The sequence below is a fragment of the Halomonas sp. SCS19 genome (assembly GCF_040147015.1).
Lineage (GTDB): Bacteria > Pseudomonadota > Gammaproteobacteria > Pseudomonadales > Halomonadaceae > Halomonas > Halomonas litopenaei.
Map to the genome: position 1 here is coordinate 3,673,417 of NZ_JAMSHN010000001.1, position 12,882 is coordinate 3,686,298.

At 64.7% G+C, this 12,882-nt stretch carries 14 protein-coding genes; 6 read left to right on the forward strand and 8 right to left on the reverse strand.

Annotated elements, in window-relative coordinates:
- Positions 1-244: 244 nt before the first annotated feature.
- From NFH97_RS15880 to NFH97_RS15905, 6 genes are all read left to right on the forward strand, one after another.
- Positions 245-1,045: a FadR/GntR family transcriptional regulator gene (locus tag NFH97_RS15880; protein ID WP_045995058.1), complete on the forward strand. Its 801-nt coding sequence runs from the start codon at positions 245-247 to the stop codon at positions 1,043-1,045.
- 7 nt (positions 1,046-1,052) lie between these two features.
- Complete coding sequence (locus NFH97_RS15885; protein WP_108449155.1) at positions 1,053-2,093, forward strand: TRAP transporter substrate-binding protein; 1,041 nt, start codon at positions 1,053-1,055, stop codon at positions 2,091-2,093.
- Between the two features lie 133 nt (positions 2,094-2,226).
- Positions 2,227-2,841, forward strand: coding sequence for a TRAP transporter small permease subunit (locus NFH97_RS15890; RefSeq protein ID WP_124803969.1), 615 nt, complete (start codon positions 2,227-2,229; stop codon positions 2,839-2,841).
- The gene (locus NFH97_RS15895; protein WP_124803967.1) at positions 2,841-4,145 is read left to right on the forward strand and encodes a TRAP transporter large permease; all 1,305 of its coding nucleotides are present in this window, start codon (positions 2,841-2,843) and stop codon (positions 4,143-4,145) included. The genes NFH97_RS15890 and NFH97_RS15895 overlap by 1 nt, the downstream gene beginning before the upstream one ends.
- Positions 4,146-4,237: 92 nt before the next feature.
- Positions 4,238-4,912 (forward strand): 2-dehydro-3-deoxy-6-phosphogalactonate aldolase, encoded by a 675-nt coding sequence (locus tag NFH97_RS15900; RefSeq protein ID WP_349625117.1) that lies wholly within the window; start codon positions 4,238-4,240, stop codon positions 4,910-4,912.
- Entirely contained in the window at positions 4,909-5,817 is a 909-nt protein-coding gene (locus tag NFH97_RS15905) for a 2-dehydro-3-deoxygalactonokinase (RefSeq protein WP_108450192.1), read from the forward strand. Before NFH97_RS15900 ends, NFH97_RS15905 begins: the two co-directional genes overlap by 4 nt.
- Before the next feature lie 352 nt (positions 5,818-6,169).
- Here the strand turns inward: NFH97_RS15905 and NFH97_RS15910 are convergent, their stop codons facing one another.
- The 8 genes from NFH97_RS15910 to NFH97_RS15945 all read right to left on the reverse strand — a co-directional run bounded on the left by NFH97_RS15910 (position 6,170) and on the right by NFH97_RS15945 (position 12,878).
- Complete coding sequence (locus NFH97_RS15910) at positions 6,170-6,478, reverse strand: hypothetical protein (protein WP_045995291.1); 309 nt, start codon at positions 6,476-6,478, stop codon at positions 6,170-6,172.
- A 375-nt stretch (positions 6,479-6,853) separates the two neighbouring features.
- On the reverse strand, positions 6,854-7,393 hold the full coding sequence (locus NFH97_RS15915) for a gluconokinase (protein WP_349625118.1): 540 nt from the start codon (positions 7,391-7,393) through the stop codon (positions 6,854-6,856).
- A 144-nt stretch (positions 7,394-7,537) separates the two neighbouring features.
- Positions 7,538-8,395 (reverse strand): nitrilase-related carbon-nitrogen hydrolase, encoded by an 858-nt coding sequence (locus NFH97_RS15920; RefSeq protein WP_222516705.1) that lies wholly within the window; start codon positions 8,393-8,395, stop codon positions 7,538-7,540.
- A 60-nt stretch (positions 8,396-8,455) separates the two neighbouring features.
- Complete coding sequence (locus NFH97_RS15925) at positions 8,456-8,632, reverse strand: hypothetical protein (protein WP_157033168.1); 177 nt, start codon at positions 8,630-8,632, stop codon at positions 8,456-8,458.
- 199 nt (positions 8,633-8,831) lie between these two features.
- Positions 8,832-10,139, reverse strand: a complete 1,308-nt coding sequence (locus NFH97_RS15930) for an MmgE/PrpD family protein (RefSeq protein ID WP_349625119.1) — start codon at positions 10,137-10,139, stop codon at positions 8,832-8,834.
- Positions 10,140-10,273: 134 nt separating this feature from the next.
- Entirely contained in the window at positions 10,274-11,122 is an 849-nt protein-coding gene (locus tag NFH97_RS15935) for a glycine betaine ABC transporter substrate-binding protein (RefSeq protein WP_502878716.1), read from the reverse strand.
- Between the two features lie 85 nt (positions 11,123-11,207).
- On the reverse strand, positions 11,208-12,101 hold the full coding sequence (locus NFH97_RS15940) for a glycine betaine ABC transporter substrate-binding protein (protein ID WP_253028862.1): 894 nt from the start codon (positions 12,099-12,101) through the stop codon (positions 11,208-11,210).
- A gap of 45 nt (positions 12,102-12,146) precedes the next feature.
- A complete protein-coding gene (locus tag NFH97_RS15945) occupies positions 12,147-12,878 on the reverse strand; it encodes an ABC transporter permease (protein WP_349622856.1) in 732 nt (243 codons plus the stop codon).
- Between the last annotated feature and the right edge of the window lie 4 nt (positions 12,879-12,882).

The window sequence follows — 12,882 nt, forward strand, 5'->3', positions numbered from 1 at the left end:
TTCGTAAAGGGGGCGATTGTCTTCCTGGGGCCGAGGTCTATTCACTACGACTGTGCCGAATCAGCGAGGTTCCCCGAGGAGCGCCATGGACAGGGCGTGGCGGCAGGGCGCTACCCAATCATGACTAAAGTCTAAAGGCGTTTGAAATACGTTTTCGTCAAGCTATGTCGGACATAGCGTGTAGCGCCGTCCGACACATGGTGATACATGTCCGATTTCTCTCGTTCCCTGTATGGATGGCTCCATGTCGGCAAGTTCCACTTCCACGCGTCGCGCGCGCCCGGACATCGCCGATGCCCTGGCCGAGGCGATCTTCGCCGGTGAGTATGCGCCGGGGGACTTCCTGCCCAGGGAAGTGGATCTGTGCGAGCGCTTCGAAGTCAGCCGCTCCACCGTGCGCAGTGCGCTGCAGGTACTGGTGGCGGCGGGCATGATCACGCGGATCTCGGGCCAGGGATCTCGGGTTCAACCACTGGAGGGCTGGCACCTGCTGGACCCCAGGGTGAGCGGCTGGCTGGCGCGTTTTGCCCATCCCAATCCGGTGATCCAGCGCGAAGTCTTCGCCTTTCGCGTGGCGGTGGAGCCCTTTGTCGCCCGTCTCGCCGCCGAGCACGCCACCGCCGCCGACCTGCTGGCCATCGAGACGGCCTATGAAGGCATGATCGAAGCGCTGGCCAACGATGATCTACGCTTTGATGGCAAGAGCCACGACGAGTATGACGTGGCCTTTCACGAGGCGATCTTTACCGCATCGCACAATCTGGTGTGGGCCCAGATCAGCCACGTTCTCAAACCCGCCATCGCGCTGCTGGTGGAACGCTCCAACCACAGCGCCGACAGGCTCAACGACAGCATGGATCGTCACCGCCGGGTGATGGAGGCGATCCGGCTTCGCCAGCCGCAGGAAGCCGCCCGAGCGGCTCTCGCGGTACTGGAGCGCACCGGGCAGGACCTGGGTCTCGAAGGGGTGACAAGGTCGCCCGCCACGATCGAGACCACCTTCGACGCTCCCGAATTCCCTGCAACTCGCCAACAAGAAGGATGAGATTCCCATGATGGCAAGCACCAAGCTCAAGTTCTCTGGTTCCGCGCTCACGACGTTGGGCGCGGCGATCCTCGCGGCAACGGCGACCTCTGCCCAGGCGGCCGAGTACGAGTGGACCTTCCAGACCTCCGAGACCGCGGGTGAGCCGCAGTTCGAGATGAAGAAGGCCTGGGCCGACAACGTCGAGACCATGTCCAACGGCCGCATCTCCATCGAGATCCTGCCGGTCAACGCCGTGGTCCAGGCCAACCAGACCCTGCAGGCCGTGCAGTCCGGCATTCTTCAGGGCCACCTGACCGACCCGAGCTACTTCACCGGCCAGAACCCGGCCTTCGGCATGATCGGCAACCTGGTAGGCGCCTGGAGCGATCCCTACGACTTCCTCGACTACATGAACAACGCCGGTGGCGAAGAGCTCTACAACAAGCTGGTCGAACCTTACGGCGTCCACCTGATCGGCGCCGCCGCCACTGGCCTCGAGTCGCTGCCGTCGACCAAGCCGGTGCGCTCCATCGACGACATGCAGGGCCTCAAGCTGCGTGCACCTGAGGGCATGGTCTACAACATCTTCGAGGCCGCCGGCGCGACCCCGGTCAACCTGCCGGGCTCCGAGGTCTATACCGGCCTCGAGAAGGGCGTCATCGACGCTGCCGACTACACCGTGTTCGCCACCAACCAGGCCCAGGGGCTGCACGAGTTCGCGCCGTACCCGCTGTACCCGGGCTTCCACTCGCTGCCGATGGTGGCGGTGTCACTCAACAAGGACGTCTGGGACAGCCTCTCCGATGACCTGAAGGGCATCCTCGAGACCTCGGTCGACGCCCTGGCCTACGAGATGGTGGCCGAGCTCAAGACTCGCGACATGGAAGCCGTGCGCGAGGCTCGCCAGAACCCGGATATCGAGATCATCGACCTGCCGCAGGAGGAGCGCGTGGCGTTCCGCAATATCGCCAAGCAGGAGTGGGAGAACTGGGCCGAGAAGAACGAGATCACCCAGGAATTCTACGAGTCCGTGGTGGCCTACCTCGAGAACCACAACCTGCTGTAAGCCTCGCTGGCGTGCGCCAGTGGAACCCGGGGCGGTGCCGAGGCACCGCCCCCTCCTTTTCATCTTGCGATGTCCGCGCCCGTCGGGGCGATAGATCACGGGCGTCGCGATACATCAATGTCGAGGATGTCTCATGAGTGACGAGACACGTGCAGGGCCTGGGCCCGACCCATCACCCGATCCGTCAACGGACAAGACGCCCGAGCGTGCCCCCGATGTGGTGCGCAGCCGTTTCGATCGTGGCGTGGTCCGGGTGGCCCAGTTCGCCGCCTGGCTGGTGTTCATCGCCATGGCCATCAGCGTCTATGAGGTGATCATGCGCTACGGCTTTGGCGCGCCCACCTCCTGGGTCCACGAGACCGTGGTCATGCTGGTGGCGGTCAGCTTCTGTCTCGGCGGCCCCGCCGCGCTGGCCTCCAACCGCCATATCCGGGTCAAGGTGCTCTACGACGCCGTGGGCCCGAGGTTCCGGCTGTGGCTCGACCGCTTCAATGACCTGGTCACCTTCGGCTTCTGCCTGGGCATGACCTACGCCGCCTGGGTGATGTTCTACGGCGCCTCCCACAACCCCCTCGGCGAGTGGCAGCTGGAGCGCTCCGGCACCTCCTGGAACCCGCCGTTCCCGGCCCTGGTCAAGGGCATGATCCTCGCCGCGGTGGCGATCATGTGCGTCCAGGCGCTGATTCACCTGATCCAGTCGATCAAGGGCAAGCCCGCCCCCGACGCACCCGAAGGAGGCGCTGACTGATGAGCATCGCAGACGGAACCCTGCTGCTGGTCGGCGCCATCTTCGCGCTGCTGGTCACCGGCCTGCCGCTGGCCTTTATCACCGGCCTGGTGGCGCTGGCCTTTACCTTCGGCTGGTTCGGCCCCAACGCCCTGCCGCTGGTGACCAGCCGGGTCTACGGCTTCGTCACCGAGTACTCGCTGGTGGCGGTGCCGATGTTCGTGCTGATGGCCTCGCTGCTCGACCGATCGGGCATCGCCAAGGATCTGTTCAACGCCATGCGGGTGTTCGCCGGGCGACTGCCCGGGGGCGTCGCCGTGCAGACCGTGGTGGTGGCGTTCTTCCTGGCCGCGCTGTCCGGCATCATCGGCGGCGAGATCGTGCTGCTCGGCATCCTGGCGCTGCCGCAGATGCTCCGCCTCGGCTACGACAAGCACCTGTCGATCGGCGTGGTCTGCGCCGGCGGGGCGCTCGGTACCATGATGCCGCCGTCCATCGTGCTGATCATCTACGGCCTGATCGCCAGCGTCTCCATCGCCGACCTGTTTACCGCGGCGATTACCCCGGCGGTGATCCTGATGCTGTCCTACATCGGTTATGTGCTGGTGCGCTGCCTGCGCAACCCCGCCATGGGCCCGCCGATGAGCGAGGAGGACCGCAACGCCGGCTTCGCCTCCAAGGGCGCCGCGCTGCGCTCGATCATCGTGCCGGCGCTGATCGCCTTCATGGTGCTGGGCTCGATCTACGGCGGCGTGGCCTCGGTCACCGAGGCGGCGGCCATGGGCGTGTTCGGCGTGCTGCTGGCGGTGCTGGCCCGGGGCGAGTTCTCGTTCTCGATGATGCACCAGAGCCTGTCCCAGACCCTGGTGACCTGCGGCATGATCATCTGGATCGGCATCGGCGCCGCCGCCCTGGTCGGGGTCTACAACCTGATGGGCGGCAACCGCTTCATCTCCGGCATGATCATGGATCTGGACGTCTCGCCCATCGTGATCATCCTGGTAATGATGGCGATCCTGATCGTGCTCGGCATGTTCCTCGACTGGATCGGGGTGGCCATGCTGACCCTGCCGATCTTCGTGCCGATCATCGTGCAGCTGGGCTACAGCCCGATCTGGTTCGGCATCCTGTTCGCGGTGAACATGCAGGTGTCCTTCCTGTCGCCGCCGTTCGGTCCCGCGGCCTTCTACCTGAAGGGCGTGGCGCCACCGGAGATCAGCCTCAAGGACATCTTCGTCTCGGTGCTGCCCTTTATCGCCCTGCAGCTATGCGTACTCGCGGCGCTTCTGGTGTGGCCCGAGATGGCCATGTGGCTAGTCAACTAGGTCTGAACCCTGACGGCGAAGGGCGGCAACAGCCGCCCTTCGCTTTATCATGGGGCTGAGTTTTCCTTCTTTTCGACTTCGAGGACTTTGCGATGAACGACGCTCAACGTCGCGTGCTGGACGCTGCCATGGCCGAGACGCCGCTGGTGGCGATCCTGCGTGGTATCACGCAGGACGAGATCGAGCCGGTCTGTCACGCCCTGGTCGAGGCCGGTTTCCGGCTGATCGAGATTCCGCTCAACTCGCCTGAGCCCTGGGGCAGCATCGAGCGCGCCGTGGCCTGTTGTCCCGACGACGTCTTGATCGGTGCCGGCACGGTGCTCGACGAAGACGATACCGCTCGGCTTGCCGAGCTCGGGGCACCGTTGATGATCACCCCCAACACCGAGGCCGAGCTGGTGGCGCTGGGCGCCGAGCGTGGGCTTGCGCCGATGATCGGCTGCATGACCCCGACCGAAGCCTTGGCCGCGGTGCGGGCAGGGGCGATGGCACTCAAGCTGTTCCCGGCGGCACGCCTGGGCACCGGCTACTTCAAGGACATCAGTGCGATCCTGCCCAAGGGACTGCCGGTGCTGGCGGTGGGCGGTATCGATCGCTCCAACATGGCCGAGTGGCATGCCGTCGGCATCGCCGGCTTCGGTTTCGGCAGCAACCTCTACAAGCCCGGACGCAGCGCCGCCGAGGTGGGGGAGGTCGCACGCGAGCTGGTGGCCGAATGGCAGCGTCTGGCGGCTGACCAGGCAGGCCAGCAAGGGGGTGGCGCATGAGCCGGCGGCTGATCGCCATTGACTGGGGAACCAGCAACTTTCGGGCCTTTCTGGTGGACCGCGACAGCGGCGAGTGTCTCGATAGCGTGCGCTCGGATGCCGGGCTCAAGTCGTTGAGCACGGAAGAATTCCCGCATTACTGCGAGGCCCAGGTCGGGGCCTGGCGAAAGGGCGGTGAAGTGCCGGTCTACCTGTCGGGCATGGTCGGCTCCGCTCGCGGCTGGAGCGAGGCACCGCAGCTCGAGGTGCCGCGTTCGGCCACCGACCTGGCCGACAATGTCGTAGCGGCGCCGGGGCTGGACAACGCCTGGATCGTGCCCGGCCTCAAGGTGGTGCGCGAGGATCACGTCGACGTGATGCGCGGCGAGGAGATCCAGGCTTTCGGCGCACTGGCGCTGCTGGGCTTGTCCGCCGGGGTCTGCTGTCTGCCGGGCACCCACAGCAAGTGGGCCCGTCTGGAAGGAGAGCGGCTGATCGACTTCTCCACGGTGATGACCGGCGAGCTCTATCATGCGGTGCGGTTTCACACCCTGCCGGGAGAGCCGGCCAGGGGCAGTGACGCCCACGACGCCGATGGCTTTGCCCAGGGCCTGGCGGCGGCGGACCATCCGGCGGGCTTGATGCACGCCCTGTTCGAAGGCCGAAGCCGCCACCTGTACGCAGGGCTTGGCGCCCACCAGGTGGGCAGTTTTCTGTCCGGGGTGCTGATCGGCGCCGAGGTGCTGGCCCAGCGCGAGCATCTGCTGGACCACCAGGGCGCGGTGGTACTGGTCGGCTCGTCCAGTCTCAATCCGCTCTACCGCCAGGCGCTGGAGCGCCAAGGCATTCGCGTCGAGGAAGTCGACAGCGACAAGGCTACCCTGGCCGGGCTGGTTGCCTTGGCTGAACGCCATCGCGCGGGCTGATTGTCTGGGCCATGTCACCAGGGCTGAATTGCCCAAGCCTAGTCACCAAGGCCTGATCACCAGTGTCTTGATCATCGGCGTCATGTCATCAGCGATGATATCTGCACGCCAGCGGTGGGGAGGCGAGGCCGAAGCCTGGGAGGTGGCCCAAATGGGCCATCACAGGCATCAAGGACCGGTGACCGATGCAGTTTCGGGACGGTCCTTGATGTCCGCTGGTGCTTGATGCCTATCTAGACTGCTTTCAGGTGCCAGGTGCCAGGTGCCAGGTGCCAGGTGCCAGGTTTCAGGTACCAAGAACCAGGCGATTACCAGGTACGGCGTGGCCATATCAAGGCGCGGCCGCCAGGATTCAGGACGGGCGGAACTCGCCACTGGCGGTGGAGGACAGACCGTCAAAGGCACCATGACCGACAAAGGTCATGTCGTTGAAATCCAGCACGTAGCGCAGCGCCAGCTGTTGCTCCTCGAGTCCGTAGACGAAGATCCGGTGCTCATCGACCGGGGTCGCCAGGTAGGCGGAGCTGATGTCCTGAGCTTTCTGGGACGGTGAATTGCCGCCCAGGCGATGGCGCATGCGGGTGGCATTCTCGAAGACGACGCCCCAGGTGGTGCCGTCACAGTTGAATTCAAACGTCTTGCCTACCATTGGATCTGTCATGGGAGCCTCCTGTCTGCTGATATCGACGCGCTGGCCAACTGTACTGACTCATCAGTAACGTGCCGTCCGATAACGTGCTGACGAGTTACGTACTGACCAGCGACGCGCTGATGTCGACGTTCCGTTGTCGACGGCCGGTTGTTGCCGCGATTTGCCGGGATGCGGTTAACGCTGTTCGCCGTCGGTGCTGGTGGTCGACCAGAGTTGCAACATGACGACTTGGTGACAATTCTACGGACTTCATTACTGCTGCGTGGGCGAGAAACTTTGCCTTCGCGCTATCACCGATAAAAAAGCTGACAGCAGCCTGTCAGGAAAGGGCGACTCCGAGGTCGGGTCTCACTGCGACAGGTCGTTCAGCGCTGGCATTCAGGACTATCGACGGCTCGCCAGCTGTGCCAGGAAGTTATCGATGATGGCATCGGGGGTCATCTGGATATCGCAACGGATGGCCTCGTCATCACCTGGCATTTCCAGGGTGGCGAGCTGACTCTTGAGCATATGCTCGCCGGCGAAGAAGTGCTGTCCACGGCTGTTCAGCCGCTCCAGCAGGACCTCGTGGCTGCCATGCAGATAAAGAATCTCAAGCGCGGGTGCTCCTTCACGCAGCAGGTTACGGTACTGACGCTTGAGCGCCGAGCAGCCGATGACAAGCGATTGTCCCTGCTGCTGATGCTCCCGGTAGAGCCCTGCCAGGGTGGCAAGCCAGCTCTGCCGATCCTCGTCGGTGAGCGGTTCTCCGCGGGACATCTTGGCGATGTTTTCGGGGCTGTGATGGTCATCACCGTCGATAAACAACGCGCCGGTTCGTTCGGCCAGCAGTTTGCCGATATACGATTTTCCCGAACCGGACACGCCCATGACGAGCAGGCAAGAAGGAGAGGAAAGGCCGCAGGATCGAGACGATGTTGTCATAGGTGGCGCCGAAAATTGTCTGCAAGATGGAAGCGTTATCCTAGCATTTTCACCTTGAGAATTCTCGGCGCCGGGCGTCTCGATACCGTTGTCGAAAGCGCTGTCGATACCGGTGTCGAAAGCGCTATGCGAACCAGCGCTGTATCAGCGATAGCCGCTCATCAGTTCGCGAATCAGGGGGCTGTCGGCGTCACGCAGGGTCGGCAGTTCGAAGCGTGCCCTGGCGATGGCGGTACGCGACAGTTCGGCGCAGATCAGGGTCTCGCGATCCTCGGCCTCGGCCAGGCTCTCGCCGCGTGGCCCGAGGATGCGCGATCCGCCCCAGAAATGGCTGTCGCCTTCGGGTCCATAGCGGTTGGCCATCAACACCGGCGTGCCATAGGTCATGGCGTAGAAGCGCACGTTGAGTGCCCAGTTTTCCTCGTTGGAAAAGTCCTCGGAGACGATGCCGGAGGCCGAATTGATCGGTGCACACAGTACCGTCGGCCGTGCCAGCAGGGCGGCATGCACCAGCGCCGGATTCCACAGGTCGGCGCAGATCATCGAGGTGGTGCTCCAGCCGGGGCGCACCGCCACCTCGGTCAGCCTGGCGCCATGGCTGAACCACTTGCCTTCCTCGAGTCCGCCGTAGGTGGGCAGGTTGAGCTTGCGATGCACCGCCGCGATGCGACCGTCCTGGAGGATCGCCAGGGCGTTGTAGATCTCGCCGGGGCTCGCTTCCTCGACGAAGCCGACGATGACCTGCATGCCGGCGGCCGCCTTGGCCAGCTGGACCAGCCGCGGGTCTTCCGATGGCATGGCCACCTCCAGCACCCGCGGGCCCAGGCCATAACCGGTCAATGAGAGCTCGGGAAAGACCAGCAATTCCACGCCACGACGGCGGGCGTCATGAATCACGTCGAGGTGATGGGCGAGATTGGCCTCGACGTCACCAAGGCGCGCGTTGATCTGGGCGCAGGCGACCTGTAGCTGGTCCTGATGCTGCTTGGCCTGATGCTGCATTGCTGGAATTCCTGAGGGTGGGGGCAGGGCGCCACAAGGTGCCGCAATTTGCCCGGCGGATCAACGTTCCTCACTGCTGTCGCTGTTGTCTCTGCTGCGCCCGGGCGTTGCGTCGCGGGGGGTACCGCTTTCCTGGGGCGGCTGCAGCTTGCGCTTGAGCAGGCGAAAGCCAATCCAGTGGATGACGGCAAGCCCGACGAGGACCGCGGCGATAAGGAGATAGAAGCGAGTGTCCATAGAAGGGGCTCCGTTTGAGGCCCCGGACCGCCCGGGGCCGAAAAAATGCCTGACAGCAACATCTTCTATACGCCATTGAGACAGACGCCGAGACGACCTGGGTCAAGCGCCGACGAAACCAGGCGCTTGTCACCCTTTTAACCCTAGTCACCTCCCGTCATGTTCGACGCCTTGGGCTCGCGCGTTCAAGCTCGCGCGTTCAAGGTTGGCCCAGCAACCTCAGCAGGTCGCCGATGGGGCGTGTTTCCAGGGTGCCGACGACCTCCTCGATCTCCTTGGCGCGTGCACCCAGTACCGGGCTTGCCAGGGCCTGAAACTTGGCCGCGATCTCGTCATCGCTCAGCGGATTGTGAGGATTGCCACGGGCTTCCATGGCAGGGCTTTGAATACGGCGGCCATCGCGCAGGTGCAGCGTAGCGCTGGCCCAGCGCTCGGCCGGAAAGCGTGCGTTGCAGTCATCGCATTCGGTGATCGTCACCCGCCGTGACAGCGCCACGAGATCGTCGTCGCCGAGATCCCGGCTGATGGCGGCGATGTCGATGGTGCCTCGATCGAGGGCGCAGGCGACCGACCAGGGTAGGCTGTACTGGGCCTGTTCGGTCGTGGTCGGGGCGACGGTGTGCAGGCGCCTGGCCTCGTGGAAGGTGGTGATCTCGATGCGTTCGATATTGTCCACCTGGCGTTTGGCGGCGGGTATGGCGAGTACCGCCTCCACCGCCGGCTGGGCCCAGCGGCATACCGGATAGGCCTTGAAGTACTGCTGTGACAGGTAGTCGCGCCGTCCCAGATCGCCCCAAACTGCGGATTGCTGCTCGTCGCACAGGGTCACCGCCGGGGCGCCGGTGAAGCCGTCCTCGGCCAGCAGCGTGGCCGCGACGCCGGCCTGGGCACCCCAGCCGGAGCCATCCTTGAGCATGGTGGGGTGATCGATGCAGCGCATCATCTGGCTGCGCGGGCCATAGAATTCGGCGATGCCGAGGGCGTGTTCCAGCCGGGCCGGGTCGAGGCCCTTGAGGCGCGCGGTCACCGCTGCCACGCCGAGGGCGTTCCAGGCCCCCGAGGTGTGGTAGTCGGGGCTCGAGGCGTGCAGCGCGATGCCGGCCCGGGTGGCGATCTCGTAGCCCATCGCCAGCAGGCCGAGAAAATCCCTGCCGCTGACCTGCTCGATCTCGGGCAGCGCCAGCAGTCCCGGCAGGATGGCGACGCCGGCGTGGCCCTTGGTCAGCACCTGACCGTCGTGGGCGTCGAGTGCATCGATCAGCCAGGCACCGTGCAGGGCGACGCCGGTAGCCGACGCCGTTGACGACGCGAACAGCAAGGGGCGATCACCCGCGTGCTGCACCCTGACGTAGCGGCGTGCGTGCTCGGCCAGGGCAGTGTCGGTGGCGCCGGCGGCGACGCCGATCAGGTCGACCAGGCAGCGCTTGGCGTGGCGGCACTGAGCGTCATCGAGGCGGTCGAGGGGAGACGTGAGGATCCAGTGGATGACGTCCCGGGAAGTGCTCATGGGGAGGTCCTTTGTCGAACAAGGGGAGCAGTAATGGAGGAGGGGGGGCGACCGGTCGCTGCTGCTGGAGGTTCCGCTCGCCACCGGTATACGACAGCTCGGTGAAAGGCCCCCGCACCCGGGGGGGCCGAGGGTCACAGCAACCGTTGTTCCTCGAGGAATTGCGCCGCCACGTCCTCCACCGTCTCGCGCTCGACGTCAACCTGGGCGTTGAGCCTTGCCATGGTGGCGTCGTCCAGCAGGCCCGACAGGATATTGAGCTGGGCGGCCAGCTCCGGGTGCGCCTCCAGGGTATCTTGCCTGACCACCGGGGCGAGGGCGTAGTTGGGGAAGAACTGCCTGTCATCTTCCAGCACGGTCAGGTCGAGTGCCGGGATGCGGCCATTGGTGGCCGTGGTCATGGCGACGTCGACCTCTCCCTGGTTGAGCGAAGGCAGGGTCAAGCCCTGATCCATGCGCTTGACGTTACGGCGACCGAATTCGAAACCATAGCGTTCCTGCATGGGACGCAGGCCGTCGTCGCGCGAATAGAAGGTGGCATTGGACGCCAGCACCAGGGCCTCGCCATTGTTGATCACCTCTGCCAGGTCGGACAGGCTAGTGATGCCCAGCGTCTCTGCCTGGTCCTCGCGCATGGCGAGCGCGTAGGTGTTGTTGGCATCGGACGGCTCGAGCCAGACCAGTCCCTTCTCCGCGTCCAGTTGCTTGACCCTGTCGTAGGTCTCCTGCGGATCGAGTTTCTCTTCGACCCCGTTGTAGCTGATCAGCGAGGTACCGGTGTACTCCCAGTACAGGTCGATCTGCCCGCTTTCCTGGGCCTTGCGAAGCACACTGGTGCCCATGCCGGAGCGTTCCTCGACCTCGTAGCCCCAGGCTTCGAGGTATTGGCTGGTCATCGAGGCGAGGATCAGTTGTTCGGTAAAGTTCTTGCCGCCTACCGTCAGCTCGTCGTCGGCCTGGGTCGTGCAGGCGAGTGTCGTCATCGCGGCGCCGAGGAGCAGTCGCTTGAAGGGGAACATTCCATCTCCTTGTCATGAAAAAAGGCCCCCGGACGGGGGCCTTGAAGGGTCACAGCAGTTCGTTGTCCTCGAGGAAGGACTCGGCGACGTCCTCGATGGTCTCGCGCTCGACATCCACTCGGGCGTTGAGGCTCGCCATGGTGTCGTCATCGAGCAGCGCCGACAGCGCGTTCATCTGCTCTGCGAGCTCCGGGTTGGCGTCCAGGGTGTCCTGGCGGACCACCGGGGTCAGGGCGTAGGCCGGGAAGAAGCCCTGGTCGTCTTCGAGGATCTGGAAGTCGAAGGCGGGCACACGACCGTCGGTGGCAAACACCAGGCCGATATCGACCTGGCCGTCGCGCAGCGCCTGATAGACCAGGCCGGAGTCCATGCGCTTGACGGCGCCACGCTCGACGCGGAAGTCGTAGGCGCGCTGCAGCGGACGCCAGCCGTCTTCGCGGGCGTAGAACTCGGCGTTCATGGCAAAGGCAAGCTCTTCACCGTCATTCACCGCGGACGCCAGGTCGGACAGCGTACTGATGCCCGTTTCCTCCACGCTCTCGGCGCGCATGGCAAGCGCGTAGGTGTTGTTGGCGGCGGAAGGCTCGAGCCACACCAGGCCCTTCTCGCCGTCCAGTTCCTTGACGCGCTGGTAGGTCTCGTCGGCGGACAGCGATTCGGTGACGTCGTTGTAGTTGATCAGCGAGGTGCCGGTGTACTCCCAGTAGAGGTCGATCTGGCCGTTTTCCTGAGCCTGGCGCAGCACCGCCGAGCCCATGCCGGCGCGGGTGTCGACGTCGTAGCCGAGGCCGTCCAGATACTGGGTGGTCATGCTGGCCAGCAGTTGCTGCTCGGTGAAGTTCTTGCCACCGATCACGATCTCGTCGGCACTGGCGGTCGTCGTGGCGGTAGCCGTAGCGGTAAACAGGGCCAGGCCGGTCAGGGTGGTCATCAGGGTCTTCATGCGAATATCTCCTTGCAGGGTGTCGTTGTTGGAAAGCCCAGGTGTTCAGGCCCGCGCCGGATTGACGCCGCGCGGCACCACGATGAAGGCCACGCCGGCCACCAGGGCGTCCACCAGGATCGCCAGCAGGGCGGTGGGGATGGCCCCGGACAGCATCATGATCGGATCGTAGAGATCGATGCCGGTGAAGATCAGCTCACCCAGTCCGCCTGCGCCGATCAAAAAGGCCAGGGGCACCGTGCCGACGTTGATGGTCAGGGCGGTACGGATACCGGCGAAGATGACGTAGAGGGCATTGGGCAGTTCCACCTTGAGCAGGCGCTGGGTCGGTGACATGCCGATCCCGGCAGCGGCCTCCTTGAGCGCCGGCGAGACGCCCTTGAGTCCGGCGTAGGTGTTGCGCGCGATGGGCAGCAGGGTGGCCACGAACAGGCCAAACACCGCCGGCACGGTGCCGATGCCGAGAAAGCTCATGGACAGCGCCAGCACCGCCAGGGTGGGGATGGTGGTGCCGACGTTGAGCACCTGCATCATCGATTCCGCGGCCTTGGCCATGCTCGGGCGCGACAGCCACACCCCCAGCGGGATCGCGACCAGGATCGCCAGGCTGCCCGACAGGAAGGTCAGCCACAGGTGCTGGACCACCAGATACTGGACATCGGGCAGGTACCACAGGAAGTCATCGATGGCGCCGCTGGCCTGGGCCCATACCCCGAGCAGGAAGATGACAATCAGGGCAAGGACGAGTCCGGCGCTTTTCAGGCTTCGAATCAGCATCGGC

Excerpts from the sequence above, each read along its gene's own strand:
- NFH97_RS15905 (WP_108450192.1), top strand. The coding sequence starts at position 4,909 with ATGAGCCGGCGGCTGATCGCCATTGACTGGGGAACCAGCAACTTTCGG.
- NFH97_RS15940 (WP_253028862.1), bottom strand. The coding sequence starts at position 12,101 with ATGAAGACCCTGATGACCACCCTGACCGGCCTGGCCCTGTTTACCGCT.
- NFH97_RS15885 (WP_108449155.1), top strand. The coding sequence starts at position 1,053 with ATGATGGCAAGCACCAAGCTCAAGTTCTCTGGTTCCGCGCTCACGACG.
- NFH97_RS15925 (WP_157033168.1), bottom strand. The coding sequence starts at position 8,632 with ATGGACACTCGCTTCTATCTCCTTATCGCCGCGGTCCTCGTCGGGCTT.
- NFH97_RS15900 (WP_349625117.1), top strand. The coding sequence starts at position 4,238 with ATGAACGACGCTCAACGTCGCGTGCTGGACGCTGCCATGGCCGAGACG.
- NFH97_RS15895 (WP_124803967.1), top strand. The coding sequence starts at position 2,841 with ATGAGCATCGCAGACGGAACCCTGCTGCTGGTCGGCGCCATCTTCGCG.
- NFH97_RS15920 (WP_222516705.1), bottom strand. The coding sequence starts at position 8,395 with ATGCAGCATCAGGCCAAGCAGCATCAGGACCAGCTACAGGTCGCCTGC.
- NFH97_RS15890 (WP_124803969.1), top strand. The coding sequence starts at position 2,227 with ATGAGTGACGAGACACGTGCAGGGCCTGGGCCCGACCCATCACCCGAT.
- NFH97_RS15930 (WP_349625119.1), bottom strand. The coding sequence starts at position 10,139 with ATGAGCACTTCCCGGGACGTCATCCACTGGATCCTCACGTCTCCCCTC.
- NFH97_RS15945 (WP_349622856.1), bottom strand. The coding sequence starts at position 12,878 with ATGCTGATTCGAAGCCTGAAAAGCGCCGGACTCGTCCTTGCCCTGATT.
- NFH97_RS15935 (WP_502878716.1), bottom strand. The coding sequence starts at position 11,122 with ATGACGACACTCGCCTGCACGACCCAGGCCGACGACGAGCTGACGGTA.
- NFH97_RS15915 (WP_349625118.1), bottom strand. The coding sequence starts at position 7,393 with ATGACAACATCGTCTCGATCCTGCGGCCTTTCCTCTCCTTCTTGCCTG.
- NFH97_RS15880 (WP_045995058.1), top strand. The coding sequence starts at position 245 with ATGTCGGCAAGTTCCACTTCCACGCGTCGCGCGCGCCCGGACATCGCC.
- NFH97_RS15910 (WP_045995291.1), bottom strand. The coding sequence starts at position 6,478 with ATGACAGATCCAATGGTAGGCAAGACGTTTGAATTCAACTGTGACGGC.